Source organism: Haladaptatus salinisoli, assembly GCF_020614375.1.
GTDB classification, from domain to species: Archaea; Halobacteriota; Halobacteria; order Halobacteriales; family Haladaptataceae; genus Haladaptatus; species Haladaptatus salinisoli.
The window spans coordinates 1766656-1780118 of record NZ_CP085327.1 but is presented as its reverse complement, the minus strand read 5'-3'; the positions used below and the strand labels follow the sequence as shown (position 1 = coordinate 1780118).

Genomic DNA, 13463 nt, shown 5'->3' with positions numbered 1-13463 from the left:
TCCGTCAGACGGAAGGCAGACGCCGGAGTCTGACGCACGTCACACATAAATCATTCGGTCACCCGAACGCGGACGTCTCGGTCGTCGACGAACCGACGAACGCGCCGTTCGAGCGTTCCGCCGCCGGGCCACGATACGGACTCGGCGACGCCGAGACGGTTCGCGTCTCCGACGTACACTTCCGCTTCGCCTCCCTCCGCCGTCGGAACCGCGACCCGGACGTACAGTCCGTATTCGACGCCCTCGTACGCATCGAGCGCGGCGACGTCGTCGGTTTCGAGGAGTCGACCGTCCGTCTCGCCGCCCGGTGCGAGCGTCGGATAGCGACCGTCGACGCGATGCAGTCCCGAGAGCACCGCGTCGCCGACGAACTCGAACGTCTCGACCACGGACGCGACGCGGTTCGGGTCCGTGAGAGTTCCGTAGACGAACACCCGCATCGGTCACCTCGGCCGAATCGAGAGCACCTTCACGCGCCCGACGGCGTCGAAATCCCTGAGCCGGTAGGCGAGTTCGCGGACTCGCTCCGCCGGGCCGCGACAGAACACCGTTTCGAGACACCAGTCGTCGTGGTGAACGTGACTGGTCGTGTTGATGACCTCGTGAAACTCGTGCTGGATGGCGTGGAGGTCGCCGACGACCGACCCGTGTTCGTAATCGAACGCGAGCACCGCGGCGATGTCGCCCGACACGTCCTCGAACCGGGAGTGGGCTTCGGTGTACTCGGACATCGCCTCGCGCACGGCCCGAGAGCGCGATTCCAACCCCTGCGCTCGCCACGTCTCGTCGAACGCCGAGAGCACGTCGTCGGGGACGCTGAGACTCGTTCGCATGACCATCGGTTCGAGATATTACCCCTTCAGCAATTCGGTAATAACAACCGGTATGCGTCGGTGGTCTGTAACTCCGACCGGATGTGGAACGTCGAACTCGGAGTGCTGTTGGGAACGGTCGCGCTCGGCTTCGTACACGGCGTCGAACCGGGGCACGGGTGGCCGGTCGCCGCTTCGTACGCGCTCGACCGGACGAACAAGTGGCTCTCCGGCCTCGCGGCGGGCTTCGTGCTCGGCGTCGGACACCTGATAAGCAGCGTCGCGATGGTGTTCGCGTTCTTCTGGGCGAAGAAGTACTTCGACCTCGCGCGGGTGAACGAGCCGCTGACGGTCGGCGGAGTTCAGATCGGCGGTCCGGTGAGCGTCGTGGCGGGCGTCGTGCTGATTCTGCTCGGGGTTCGCGAGTACTTCCACGGTCACTCCCATTCCCACGGAAGCGGGCATTCGCACGACCACTCACACGACGAGCACGACCACCACGGACACGCTCACTCGCACGACCACCGCGGCGACGGGGACGGTTTGCTCGGGAAGGCGAAGCGGGCGCTTCCGTTCGTCGGCGGTCACTCCCACAGGTCGGCGGAGGACGCGACCGACCGCGGTCTGTGGGGAATCGCGGGATTCGCCTTCGTGCTCGGCTTCGCCCACGAGGAGGAGTTCGAGATAATCGCCATCTGCAGCACGACGAACCACTGTCTCGAGCTGATGGTCGTCTACGCGCTGACGGTCATCGTCGGCATCGTGGGACTGACGCTCCTGCTCATCGCGGGCTACGAGCGGTCGGGGGAACGGGTCGAGCGCTACGCCGAGCACCTCCCGGCGTTCTCGGCGGCGGTGCTGATTCTGATGGGTGCGGGTTTCGTCCTCGGCCTGCTCTGATCCGCGCTCGTGGGGGTTGCCCGTTCCGGTACAGCCAAACCCCGTCGGAAAGAACCGCGTCGCGTGACGCTTCGCGAGCGAGTGGTCGCGGTCTGGCGACGAGTCGTCGGTCTCTCGTGGCCCGTGATGGCCGAGCAGGTGCTCCGGACGCTGATGCGGACGACCGACATCATCGTCGTCGGACTGATATCGCCCGCCGCCGTCGCCGCCATCGGTCTCGCGGATCTCTACGCGCGCCTCCCGCTCCGCATCGGCCTCGGTCTCGGCGGCGGTGCCATCGCGCTCTCCAGTCAGGACACCGGACGCGGCGCGACGGCCAACCGCGACGAGGCCGTCACGCAGGCCATCCTCGTCGGCGCGCTCGCGGGACTTCCCTTCGTCCTCTTCGGTCTCCTGTTCGCAGAGTCCGCGATTTCCGTCCTCGGCGCGTCCGAACCCGTCGCGGAGATGGGCGGCACCTACCTCACCGTCATCTTCCTCACCGCGCCCGCCCGACACGTCGCGCTGGTCGCCGCGCGCTCCCTGCAAGGAACCGGCGACACCCGGACGCCGATGTACGTCAACGTCGTCTCCAACCTCCTCAACATCGGCGGCACCGTGGCGCTCGGCCTCGGCGCGGGTCCGTTTCCGGATTTGGGAATCGTCGGGGCCGGCGTCGCAACCGCGGGCGGCAACCTGTTCACCGCGACGGCGCTCCTGCTGGCGATTTACGGCGGTTGGACGCGGGCCTCCTTCGCGCGGCCGCGAAATCGAATCATCACGAAGCAGTTGCTCGTCGTCAGCGCGCCGCGGATCGCCGAGGGGTTCGCGGCGACCGTCGCGGAGTTCCCCTTCAACGCCATCCTGCTCGCGTTCGGAACGGAGGTCAACGCGGCCTACCAGATCGGCCGCCGGGTGTACCAGCAGGTGACCGGCCCGCTCTCGCGGGGGTACAGCGTGGCGTCGAGCGTCGTGGTCGGGCAGGCGCTCGGCGACGGCGACCCCGAGCGGGCGCGATTCGAGGGCTGGGCGACCGCCGCGCTCGGACTCCTGACGGTCGGCGGCATCGGCGGAGCGCTCTTTCTCGCCGCGGAACCGCTCGTCAGGCTGTTCACCTCCTCCCCGGAGACCCTGCGGTACGCCGCGGACTTCGCCCGCGTGTACGGACTGGCCGCGCCGTTCCTCGTCACGTTCGTCGTCCTCGCGGGCTCGCTGCAGGGCGGCAGCGACACGACGACGCCGTTTTTCGCCCGCGTCTCCGGAATGTTCCTCTTCATGGTCGGCTTCTCGTGGCTGGTCGGCGTTCGGCTGGGGTACGGCGTCGTCGGCGTCTACGCGGGAATCTTGCTCCACTACGTCTGGTCGATGTCGGTGGTCGGAGCGGGATTCTACCGGGGTGGCTGGACGTCGCGCGCCGCGGCGATGATGGAAGAGCGCGGGGGCGTCGAGACGTGACGAACGCGCCGCGCCGACGGAAAGAATACGGACGACGAGCGCGACTATCGAGCCGATGTCGGACGCCAACTTCACCACTGACGGAATCGACGGGCCGCACTCGGGCCAACCCGTCGCGACGGCGGGCGCGACGCTCGACGAGGCCGACGCCGCGATGGTCCTGACGCACGGTCGGGGCGCGACGGCGGAGAGCATCCTCGAACTGGCGAACGAGTTCCAACGCCCGAACGTCGCGTACGTCGCGCCGCAGGCCACCAGAAACACGTGGTATCCGCAGTCGTTTCTCGCGCCGATGGAATCGAACGAACCGTACCTCTCGTCCGCGCTGGCCCTGCTCGGCGCGGTGGTGGACGACCTCGACGCGGCCGGGATTTCGTCCGAACGAGCGTTCCTGCTCGGCTTCTCGCAGGGGGCGTGCCTGACGACCGAGTTCGTCGCGCGGAACGCGCGGCGGTACGGCGGCGTCGCCGGGTTCAGCGGCGGTCTCATCGGCCCCGACGGGACCCCCCGCGACTACGACGGGTCGCTCGGCGGAACGCCCGTCTACCTCGGCTGTAGCGACGTCGACCCCCACATCCCGGTCGAGCGGGTGCACGAGACGAGGGACGTGCTCGGCGAACTCGACGCCGACGTGACCGAGCGGATATTCGAGGGGATGGGCCACGGGGTCGTCCAAGAGGAAATCGACCACGTCGACGCGATGTTGGACGACCTCCTCGGCGAAAAGTCGCCGTGAACGCCCCCCGTCGCGGCGGGGCGGCGACCCTGCGTTTCGTCGTTCGACCGACTCGGCTCACTCCGGTCGAATCGACTCGCCGCTGACCAACTGCGGGAAGACGAGGCGGGCGAAGTTGTAGAACAGAACGAGGATTATCGGGCCGAGAAACAGCCCGTACCAGCCGAACGCGATGGAGCCGAGGACGTACGCGAACAGGATCAGCGCCATGCTGATGCTGCCGGCCGAGACGTACGAGCGGATGAAGAAGTCGGGGATGGTGTCCACGACGACCAGCGTCACGACGAAGTAGAGCGCGGGATACCAGAGGGGAACCCCCGGGTTTCGGAACGCGGCGACGAGCAGAGCCGCGGTGTAGGGGACGTACAGCAGTTTCATCCCGACGACGGGAATCAGGGTGAAGATGCCCGTGAGTATCCCGAGCAACACGGGGTAGGCGACGATGGTCGACCCGACGAGGCGGTTCAGGCCGTAGTAGGTGGCGGTGGCGATGATCGAGGTCAACACGATGGTGATGAGGTTACCGAAGAATATCGTCTCCAGTTGGTCGTCGACGCGCTCGCCGAACGCGACGGTGGTGCCGTGATAGTCGAAACTGCGCCGAAACCAGTCGGCGATGGCGTCGTCGTGCTTGAGGAGGTAGTACGCGAAGAGGAACATCACGAACAGGTGCGAGAGCACGCTGAAGATGAACGCCGCGACGGTCGTGATTCGTCCCAGCGCCCGCTGGAGCAGGCTCACGACGTTCCCCGAGAGCAGTCGTTGCGGGTTCGACGCGAGCACGCTCAGCATTCGCCCCCAGTTCGTGAGGCTCTTCCCCGGGAGATACCGGTTCAGCGCCGACCGAAGCGGGCCGAGCGAGTGCGACGTGAGATACTGGTTTAGCTCCTGCACCCCCACGAGGCCCGCGTACCCCACGACCAGCAGTATCGGCACCGAGAAGAAAAGCAGCGTCGCCGTCGTGCTGAGTATCGGATGGCCGATTCGTCGCTCGATTCGGCGATGAACCGGCCTGTTCGCGTAGTAGAGGAACACGCCGAACACGACCGCGCCGAGGTATGTGTACAGCGTGTACGCGACGAGGAGCGTGAGGAGTACGCCGACCGCTCCCCACGCGATTCTATCGCTGCGCAGTCCCGAAGAAGCCATCATGGTCGAGTGCACGGCGCGAACGACCAAAAGTTACCTTGCAGGCGAGCGTTCGATTGCCCCTCGTTACCGCTCGTCGATGGGCACGAACTCCATGTCCTCGTTCCCGACGTACTTCGCGCGCGGCCGGATGAGTCGATTATCCTCGTACTGCTCCAGCACGTGGGCGACCCAGCCGCCGACTCGCGAGAGCGCGAAGATGGGCGTGAAGATGTCGATGGGGATGCCCATCTGGTAGTAGGTGGTGGCGGAGTAGAAGTCCACGTTGGGGGCGAGTCCCTTCTGCTCTTGTATGTAGTCCTCGATTGCGACGCTCATCTCGTACCACTTGGTGTCGCCCGCGGCCTCGCCCAGTTCCTCGCTCCGCTCGCCGAGTATCTTCGCGCGCGGGTCCTTCACGTCGTAGACGCGGTGGCCGAACCCGGCGACGCGTCGTCCCTCGTCGAGGGCGTTGTCGACCCACTCGACGGGGTCGCGGTCGCTGTCGTCGATCTCCTTGAGCATCTTCATGACGTTCGCGTTCGCGCCGCCGTGGAGCGGTCCCGCGAGCGTTCCGATGGCGCTGGTGACCGCGCTGTGGAGGTCGGAGAGCGTGCTCGAGGTGACCATCGCCGAGAACGTCGAGGCGTTCAGGCCGTGGTCGGCGTGCAGGACGAGCGCCTGGTCGAACACGTCCGCGGTCACGTCGTCGGGTTCCTCGTCGTTGAGCATGTAGAGGAAGTTCGCGGCGTGTCCGAGGTCGGTTCGAGGCTCGACCGGGTCGGAGCCGTCCCGGATGCGGGCGAACGCGGCGAGGATGGTCGGAATCTTCGCGGTGATGCGCCGACCCTTCCGGAGGTTCGCCTCGCGGTCTTCCGGGTCCGTCTCGGAGTCGTCCGGGTCGTAGGTCGCCAGCATCGAGACGGCGGTGCGGAGCGCGCCCATCGGGTTCGAGTCCGATTCGGCGAGTTCGCGCACGGTCGCCATGACGCCGTCGTCCACCGCGCGTTCGTCGGCCATCGCCTCGGTGAAGGACTCCAGTTCGTCGCGGGTCGGAAGCTCGCCGTGCCAGAGCAGGTACAGCACCTCCTCGTAGCTCGCCCCGCGCGCGAGGTCTTCGATGGTGTACCCTCGGTAGACGAGTTTGCCCACGTCGCCGTCGATGTGGCTCAGTTCGGACTCAGCGACTACCACGCCCTCTAGGCCTCGTTTGACCTCGTCTGACATACCGTGACAGTTCTCGGCCAACCCCGAAAAGGATTATCTTTCGTGGTCGTTCTGCCGGGACTGGTTGGGGGCGGCCCCGTCGCCGTCGCCCTTTCGTCGATGGTCGCGGTTCTACCGAACGGGGCAGCAGTCCCCCTCGGTCGCTCAGTTTCATTCCGCGCGTTCGACGGAACTCGGCGCGAGGTGGTAGACGACCTTCGGGTCGGCGTGTAATTTTCGCGTGAGGATCGTCGGCGTTCTACCCGAGTCGAAACCGCGGTTTTCGTTCGTCGGTAGCGGAACCGAGGGACGGAGCCGTCTCCCTGCGGTCGACTCCCCGGTTCTGCGAACGTTTTTACGAGAGAACGACCAACGTCGGCGTATGGAACCCGCGAGCGGCGAGGTGGAGTACGAACCGCGGAGCGTGAAGGAGGTGTTGGCGGAGATGAAAGACACCGCCGAACTGCTCATCGACCTCTCCTTTTCCGCCGTGCTCCACGGGAGCGACGACATCGCCACCGAGGTGCTTGCGCTCGAACGCAAGATGGACGTGCTCGAATTACAGGCCCGGATGAGCCTGCTCATGGCCGCGAGAAGTCCGGAGGACGCGGAGGAACTCGCGCCCGTGCTGGGCGTCGTCGGGGCCGCCGAGAAGATAAGCGACGCCGCGGGCGACATCGCCAAGGTCGTCTTGGAGGACATCGGTCTCCCGTCGGCGATGCGGGCGACGCTCCCCGAGGCCATCGAAACCCTCGTTCGCGCGTCGGTGGTCGAAACCTCCTCGCTCGCGGGGCAGACGCTCGGCGCGCTGAACCTCGAAACCGAGACGGGCGTCCGCATCATCGCCATCCACCGCGGCGGCGATTGGATTCCGAACCCCGACAGGAACACCGACCTCCGGGCGGACGACAGACTCCTCCTTCGCGGCCCGGACGAGGGCATCGCGAACGTGTACGAGCGAGCGACCGGCGAGCGCTACGCCCCCCCCGACCCGCCCGAGGCGGGCGACACCGACCTCGAACGCGCGGTGGACTCCATCGTGCTGATGAAGAACATGAGCGAACTCGCGGTCGACCTCGCCTACGGGAGCGTCCTCTTCGACAGCGAGGAGGTGGCGGAGGAAGTGGTGGAACTCGAAGCCGAGGTGGACGCGCTCCAGTCGCGCTTCGAGGCGTGGACGCTCCAGGCGGCGAGCCACGTTGACGACCCCGTCTCCCTGCGCGGTCTCGTTCACCTCGCCAACAGCACGGAGGTCATCAGCGACGCCGCGGTCGAAATCAGCGAAGGCGTCCTTCACGGCCTCGGCACCCACCCGGTCGTCGAGCAGGCGGTACAGGAGAGCGACGAGGTCATCGTTCGCGTCACCGTCGCGCGGGGGAGCGCCTTCGACGGGACGACGCTCGGCGAGGAACGGGTCGAAACCGAGACGGGGATGCGGGTCATCGCGGTTCGCAGACCGCCGGACGACTGGGTCATCTCCCCCGGCCCGGCCACGGAAATTAACGCTTCAGACGTGCTACTGGCGAAAGGAACCCGGTCCGGCGCGGAGCGCCTCGCAGAGTTGGCCGGCGGAGCCGGTGCGGAGGACTAGTCGAGTTCGCGCGCGATCCGCCGCGCCGAGACGAACGTCAACACCGCCGTCAGCAGCGCGCCGAGCGATATCGCCAGCACGAACCCGAGCGCGAGGTAGTACACCGGCGTTCCGGCCTGTCCGGGGACCTCGCCGACGATTACGACGCGGTAGACGTACACGAGTACGGTGAGCGCGATGCTCACGGCGAAGCCGATCGCGGCGTTTCGGCGGACGTTGAGCGCCTCGATGAGCTTCGCGGTCGCCGGTCGCTCGGGAATCTCCTCTTGCACGCCCGGCGGTTGGCGCGCTCGGATAAAAGATGCGTCGGTCAGTCCGAAACGACGGCGTCGGCTTCGATTTCGATCAGCATCTCGGGCGCGATGAGCCCGCTCACCTCGACCATGCTCGTGGCGGGTCGCACGTCGCCGAAGAACTCCGCGTGGGCCTCGCCGACCGGTTCCCAGTTCCCGATGTCGGTCACGTACATCCGCGTCCGAACCACGTCGTCGAGACGTGCGCCCGCCTCTTCGAGCGCCGATTCGACGTTTTCGAGCGTTCGCTTCGTCTGCGCGTAGGCGTCCCCGACGCCGACGACGGTCCCGTCTTCGTTGGTGGCCGTCGTCCCGGAGACGCGAACTTCGTTCCCGACTCGAACCGCCCGCGAGTAGCCGACGCGCGACTCCCACTCCGTTCCGCTTGAGACGTTCTCTCGGTTCACGTTCGGTACACGATGACGGGGACGAAAAAACCGCGGTCGGGCGTCGGCCTCTAACTCGCGTCCGGAGATGACGAACGACGCGGTTCCAGCCGGTTGGACCGCGGTCACCACGAGCGAGTCGTTTCACCGATTCCGCACGCTCCGATGGGACGCCATAACGGGAATACCGAACTGCTAAGGGTGTTCGGAAACGGTGTATCGGTAATGACAACGCTCGGAACGGCGAGTGCGGCTCCCGGGGAGGTCGATACGGGCCGCCTCCCGGTGGGTGAGACCCGCGACGGGAGCCAGTTCGGCCTCCCCGTCGCCGTCGTGAACGGTGCGAGAGAGGGGAAAACGCTGTACATCCAGGCCGTCAGCGACGGCGACGAACTCAACGGTCTCGGCGTCGTAAAGCGCGTCGTCCCGCAACTCGCGCCCGAGAAGCTATCGGGAACGATTCTCATCGTCGGCATCGTCAACTACCACGCGTTCCAGGTCGCGGAACACCGTAATCCCATCGACGACACGAAGATGAACCGCACGTACCCCGGCAACGAGTCGGGAACGTCGAGCGAGCGAATCGCGGCGGCCACCTACGAAATCACGTCGCGGGCCGACCTCGCGCTCGACCTGCACCAGGGCTCCACGAGCCGAATGTTGAACGAGGCTCGCGTGCGCTGCGGCCCGCGCCACCGCCTCCACGACGAGTGCCTCGAACTCGCCAAGGTGTTCGGCTGCGGGTACGTGCTCGACCAGAAGGGACCGGACGGACAACTCGCCCGCACCGCCCCCGACGAGGGAATTCCGACCATCGACCCCGAACTCGGCGGCTGCGTCGGCTGGGACGAAGAGAGCATCCAGTACGGCGTCGACGGCGTGTTCAACGTCCTGCGCCACTACGGCTTCCTCGACGGCGACGTGGAACTCGAACCCCAGACGCGGGCGACCGGATTCGACCGCTACGGCGCGCCGAGCGGCGGTCTCGTCACCTTCCGACGAGACCTCGGCGACGAGGTGGACGCGGGCGACGTGCTCTTCGAGGTCACCGACGTGTTCGGCAAACTCAAGGCCGAGGTCACCGCCGACAGAACCGGCATCCTCTGGCGCTCCCGCCGCCTGCCGCAGGTCGCCACGGGCGAGTACGTCTGCTCGGTCGGAACCGACGTCGACCGGTACTGATGTCCGCCGACCTCTCCTGTTCGGCCTGCGGGCGCGAGTACCCCGCCGGCCCAGACGAACCGTGGCGGTGCGAGTGCGGCCACCCCCTCGATTTCGCCAAGCGACCGCTCCCCGACCGCCCCGCTCCCGATTTCGGCGAAATCGACACCCGAGACGGTCTCTGGGCCTTCTCGGAGTTCCTCCCCGTTCGGCGGGTCGTGACGCTCGGCGAGGGCTTCACCCCGCTTGTGGACGCGGACGACTGGAACGCTCAGTTCAAACTCGACTGCGTCTTCCCCTCGGGTAGTTTCAAGGACCGCGGCGCGACCACGACCCTCTCCCGCGCCGCCGAACTCGGCGTCGAGACGGTGCTCGAAGACTCCTCGGGCAACGCGGGCGCGGCCATCGCCCAGTACGCCGCGCGGGCGGGTATCGACGCGGAAATCTACGTTCCGGCGGACGCGAAGGAATCGAAACTCGCCGCCATCGAGCGCGCCGGCGCGACCCCGGTTCGCGTCGAAGGGAGCAGGCGAGACGTGACCGAGGCCTGCGTCGACGCGGTGGAAGCGGGCGAGGGTTGGTACGCCAGCCACGCGTGGAACCCGGCCTTCTTCGCGGGCACGATGACCTTCGCGCTGGAACTGGCCGCCCAGCGCGACTGGTCGGTGCCGGACGCCGTCGTCTGCCCGCTCGGCCACGGCACCCTCTTTCTCGGCGCGTACCGGGGTTTTCGCGCCCTGCTCGACGCGGGGTGGACGGACGACGTGCCGCGACTGCTCGGCGTGCAGGCCGAGGGCGTCGCACCCATCGCCGACGAACGACACGACGCCGACGAGGGCGACATCGACGACGGACGAAACGACGTGGCGGACGGCATCCAGATCGCCCATCCCGCCCGCCGGGACCAGATTACGGACGCCATCGAGGGGACCGACGGCGACGCCGTCGCGCTGGACGCGGAGGCGACCCGAGAGGCGCTCGACCGACTCCACCGGACGGGCTTCTACGTCGAACCGACGAGCGCCGTGGCGGTCGCCGGGTTGTCGGCGTACCGCGAGCGCGGCGTTCTCGACGAGGACGCGGACGTGGTCGTCCCGCTCACGGGTCACGGACTGAAATCGTAGCCCGCTCCACGTTTTCGCGCTCACCGTCCCATACTTCCACTACGACAAGGGATAGATTTATTTCGCGGAAGAAAGTTTTATTTCGAGTATGAATAACGGAGATTCAAATACTCGACGGAGAGTATTAAAAGGTGTCGCGGCGGGAGCGGCCGCGCTCGCGGTTCCGGCGGGCGCGAAACGACCCGACCGAGGACGGAGTCTCGTCGGACGACGCGTCTTCCTCGAATCGGGTGTCGGTCTCGACCTGCCCGCCGGAGCGAACCGCGTCGAGAGTCCCGCCGCCGCCGACGCGCTGCTCCTGTCCTCGGACACGTCGATTCCGCGCGGGCGACTCGTGGGCGCGCTGAAACGCGGCGCGCCGATCTCGTTCGTCGGAGCGGGTGCCGACGACGCGCTCGTCTCCCTGTTGTACGACGTGCGTCCCTCGAAGGTCGCGGACGCGTCGAAGTCGTCCGCGCTCGAAAAACCCGCCGACCTCTCGGCGAGCTTCGGCGTCGAGTACGACCGAAACGCCTCCGCCTCCGTCGCGGTCGCGTGGCCGCGCGGCGACGCCGTCGACACGTACCAGTACCGAACCGACAGCCCGTCGCAGCGCTACGTCCTCTCCCGGATCGACCGGACGTTCGAACTCGGCGGTTCGACGAGCGATCCAACAACGAGCGGCGCGACGACGGCGTACACCTGTCCCGACGCCGAGAGCGGCTGGGACTGTCTCGGTCGGAGTCACGAGGAGAAGGACCTGAACGAACACGGGCAGATCGAGAAGTTCGTCTGGTGCGCGAAGGCCGCCGACGAGACCGACCCGAACCGCGATTACTTCTCGTGGAAGACCAAACTAAGCATGACGCCGGGCAAGGCGCTCGGCCGCTCGGATTGGATGAACGACTACGTCCTGCGAACGGTCGACTTCGAGGACGAACTGGCGAAACACGGGCCGCCGTCCACGAGCGGATCGAGCAGCAGTTCGTTCAGCGTCGGCGTCAACGTCGGCGTCTCGGCCACCGGCCCTGAGGTCGGCACGAACCTCGGTTGGGGCTGGTCGACGACCCACTCGCACACGAACATCGAGGAGACCATCGACCTCGTCGCGGAGAAGGCCACGCACAAGTTCGACCTGAAGTTCGGCGAGAACGTCTCGGAGACGACGTTCAACGCCTACCCCGGCTACCGAATCGACCCGGCGGACGGGACGACCACGGCGAACTACTCCTACACGACCGATTGGCTCTTCAGGGACGACCACTGGTACGGCGACGATACGTACAAGTACCACATGTACGGCGACGGAACGTGGACGGCCTGAACCTCGCCGACGATTCGAGAACCGTCCGAGGTGTTCGCTTAACGCCGCTACTTCGCGACCGTTCGGCTACCGCTCCGGATGCGTCGGCGCGTCGAACCCGCCCCGAACGAGGGGTTTCGCGATGTGTCTGCGCGCCTCGGGGGGAACCTCGTACCATCCCGGTTCCAGTTCGCGTTCGACCTCTCGCTCGATTTTTCCCTCCGCCCGCGTCCCGCAGTCTCGGCAGCGATAGCCCTGCCCGGCCCCCGCGCTCTTCATCGACCGTCCGCAGTCCGGGCAGTTCGGGGTGGCGAGTTCGGTCGTATCGAGGTCGCAGACCGCGAACTTCTCCAGTTTGAGGGTTCCTCGAGAGACCTCGCCGCAGACCGCGATTCGGTCGCCGGGCCGGAGGTTCCTGACGCGGTTCCGAAACCGCTTCGTCGGTTCGAAGGCGGCACAGCGCAGTTCGCTCCCCTCGTCCGCCAGGTCGAAGAAGACGTGGCCGCCGCGCCGCGTCTCCGGTTCCGACGCGACGGTGCCGGCGACCCGGTAGGCGCGCCCCTCCGCCTCCGCTCCGACGCCGCCCGCCACCTCCCCGAGGTCGGCGTCCCGGAGGTGGGCGTCGGTGCCCTGGTTCGTCACGAACAGCGCGGTTCGCGCGACGGGTTCGCCGTCGATTCGGTCGGCGACTCGCCGCACCGCGTCCGGGTCGTCGCCGCGGATCCCGTGCAGGATGGGACAGGGCGTGCGCGGGACGCAGACCGCCCCGCCGGTTCCGCGGTCGACCGTGTCCCAGATCGCCGGGTAGGCGTCGTCAGCGGCCACGAACACCGACTCCGCGTCCACTTCGCGGGGCGTCCCCCACCGCTCTGATTCGCGGTAGGAGATGCGCTCGTAGGTCCACTCCGAGAAGGCCACCCAACTGCCCACCGCCGCCAGCGCGCCGATTTTCCCGCGGGCGTTCTTCCACCCCGCGTGGCGGTAGTTCGCCGATTCGATGCGTCGCTCGGCGTCCTCGCGGGAGCAGTGCTCTCGAACCGCGGCGCGGGCGAACGCGGCGACTTCGTCGGGTGCCTCGTCGGGGGCGTGCGGCGCGACCACGAGTCCGGGGTTCGTCTTCGGGTCGCCCGTCTCCGCGGCGGCTTCGAGTTCGTCGCGGGCGAGTTCGAACGCCCGCTCCGGGTCGAGGTCGGTGTGAATCGCGAGCGCGGCGTTCCCCCGCGTCTTGTGCTTCACCGCGGGGTTGAGGCGGACGAGGAGCAGTCGCTCCACGTCGCCTCCTCCCCCTCGAACGCGCTCCGCGATGCACGCGGCGAGGTAGGTCGTACACATCCCGCGTTCGCGGGAGTCGGTGTCGTCGAGACCGATGACCGTCACGTCGGAGGATTACCGCGTGGCGAATTAACGACT

15 protein-coding genes are annotated in these 13463 nt (G+C 67.3%); 8 read left to right on the top strand and 7 right to left on the bottom strand.

The window, feature by feature from the left end:
- Positions 1 to 50 precede the first annotated feature (50 nt).
- Both LIX00_RS09750 and LIX00_RS09745 read right to left on the bottom strand, forming a co-directional pair.
- Positions 51 to 440 (bottom strand): gamma-glutamylcyclotransferase family protein, encoded by a 390-nt coding sequence (locus LIX00_RS09750; RefSeq protein ID WP_227353000.1) that lies wholly within the window; start codon positions 438 to 440, stop codon positions 51 to 53.
- Positions 441 to 443: 3 nt separating this feature from the next.
- Positions 444 to 833 carry a CopG family ribbon-helix-helix protein gene (locus tag LIX00_RS09745; RefSeq protein WP_227352999.1) on the bottom strand — a complete coding sequence of 130 codons (390 nt, stop codon included), beginning with the start codon at positions 831 to 833 and terminating at the stop codon, positions 444 to 446.
- A gap of 81 nt (positions 834 to 914) precedes the next feature.
- Between LIX00_RS09745 and LIX00_RS09740 the strand changes: the two genes are divergently transcribed.
- The 3 genes from LIX00_RS09740 to LIX00_RS09730 all read left to right on the top strand — a co-directional run bounded on the left by LIX00_RS09740 (position 915) and on the right by LIX00_RS09730 (position 3882).
- On the top strand, positions 915 to 1712 hold the full coding sequence (locus LIX00_RS09740) for a hypothetical protein (protein ID WP_227352998.1): 798 nt from the start codon (positions 915 to 917) through the stop codon (positions 1710 to 1712).
- A 126-nt stretch (positions 1713 to 1838) separates the two neighbouring features.
- The gene (locus tag LIX00_RS09735; protein ID WP_368410743.1) at positions 1839 to 3146 is read left to right on the top strand and encodes an MATE family efflux transporter; all 1308 of its coding nucleotides are present in this window, start codon (positions 1839 to 1841) and stop codon (positions 3144 to 3146) included.
- Between the two features lie 55 nt (positions 3147 to 3201).
- On the top strand, positions 3202 to 3882 hold the full coding sequence (locus LIX00_RS09730; RefSeq protein ID WP_227352996.1) for an alpha/beta hydrolase: 681 nt from the start codon (positions 3202 to 3204) through the stop codon (positions 3880 to 3882).
- Between the two features lie 57 nt (positions 3883 to 3939).
- On the opposite strand, the gene LIX00_RS09725 is transcribed toward LIX00_RS09730, so the two are convergent.
- Positions 3940 to 5034, bottom strand: a complete 1095-nt coding sequence (locus tag LIX00_RS09725) for an AI-2E family transporter (RefSeq protein ID WP_227352995.1) — start codon at positions 5032 to 5034, stop codon at positions 3940 to 3942.
- Between the two features lie 63 nt (positions 5035 to 5097).
- Complete coding sequence (gene citZ / locus LIX00_RS09720; RefSeq protein ID WP_227352994.1) at positions 5098 to 6237, bottom strand: citrate synthase; 1140 nt, start codon at positions 6235 to 6237, stop codon at positions 5098 to 5100.
- Between the two features lie 42 nt (positions 6238 to 6279).
- Between citZ and LIX00_RS09715 the strand changes: the two genes are divergently transcribed.
- Positions 6280 to 6450 (top strand): hypothetical protein, encoded by a 171-nt coding sequence (locus tag LIX00_RS09715; RefSeq protein ID WP_227352993.1) that lies wholly within the window; start codon positions 6280 to 6282, stop codon positions 6448 to 6450.
- A 148-nt stretch (positions 6451 to 6598) separates the two neighbouring features.
- On the top strand, positions 6599 to 7807 hold the full coding sequence (locus LIX00_RS09710; protein WP_227352992.1) for a potassium channel family protein: 1209 nt from the start codon (positions 6599 to 6601) through the stop codon (positions 7805 to 7807).
- Here the strand turns inward: LIX00_RS09710 and LIX00_RS09705 are convergent.
- On the bottom strand, positions 7804 to 8079 hold the full coding sequence (locus LIX00_RS09705) for a DUF7536 family protein (RefSeq protein WP_227352991.1): 276 nt from the start codon (positions 8077 to 8079) through the stop codon (positions 7804 to 7806). The two genes, LIX00_RS09710 and LIX00_RS09705, sit on opposite strands and share 4 nt — an antisense overlap.
- 38 nt (positions 8080 to 8117) lie before the next feature.
- On the bottom strand, positions 8118 to 8507 hold the full coding sequence (locus LIX00_RS09700; RefSeq protein WP_227352990.1) for a RidA family protein: 390 nt from the start codon (positions 8505 to 8507) through the stop codon (positions 8118 to 8120).
- A 204-nt stretch (positions 8508 to 8711) separates the two neighbouring features.
- On the opposite strand from LIX00_RS09700, the gene LIX00_RS09695 reads away from it, so the two are divergent.
- The 3 genes from LIX00_RS09695 (at position 8712) to LIX00_RS09685 (ending at position 12074) form a co-directional block, all read left to right on the top strand.
- Positions 8712 to 9668, top strand: a complete 957-nt coding sequence (locus LIX00_RS09695) for a succinylglutamate desuccinylase/aspartoacylase family protein (RefSeq protein ID WP_227352989.1) — start codon at positions 8712 to 8714, stop codon at positions 9666 to 9668.
- Positions 9668 to 10771, top strand: a complete 1104-nt coding sequence (locus LIX00_RS09690; RefSeq protein ID WP_227352988.1) for a threonine synthase — start codon at positions 9668 to 9670, stop codon at positions 10769 to 10771. The genes LIX00_RS09695 and LIX00_RS09690 overlap by 1 nt, the downstream gene beginning before the upstream one ends.
- Before the next feature lie 88 nt (positions 10772 to 10859).
- Positions 10860 to 12074: a hypothetical protein gene (locus LIX00_RS09685; RefSeq protein WP_227352987.1), complete on the top strand. Its 1215-nt coding sequence runs from the start codon at positions 10860 to 10862 to the stop codon at positions 12072 to 12074.
- A gap of 66 nt (positions 12075 to 12140) precedes the next feature.
- On the opposite strand, the gene LIX00_RS09680 is transcribed toward LIX00_RS09685, so the two are convergent.
- Complete coding sequence (locus LIX00_RS09680) at positions 12141 to 13430, bottom strand: tRNA(Ile)(2)-agmatinylcytidine synthase (protein WP_227352986.1); 1290 nt, start codon at positions 13428 to 13430, stop codon at positions 12141 to 12143.
- Between the last annotated feature and the right edge of the window lie 33 nt (positions 13431 to 13463).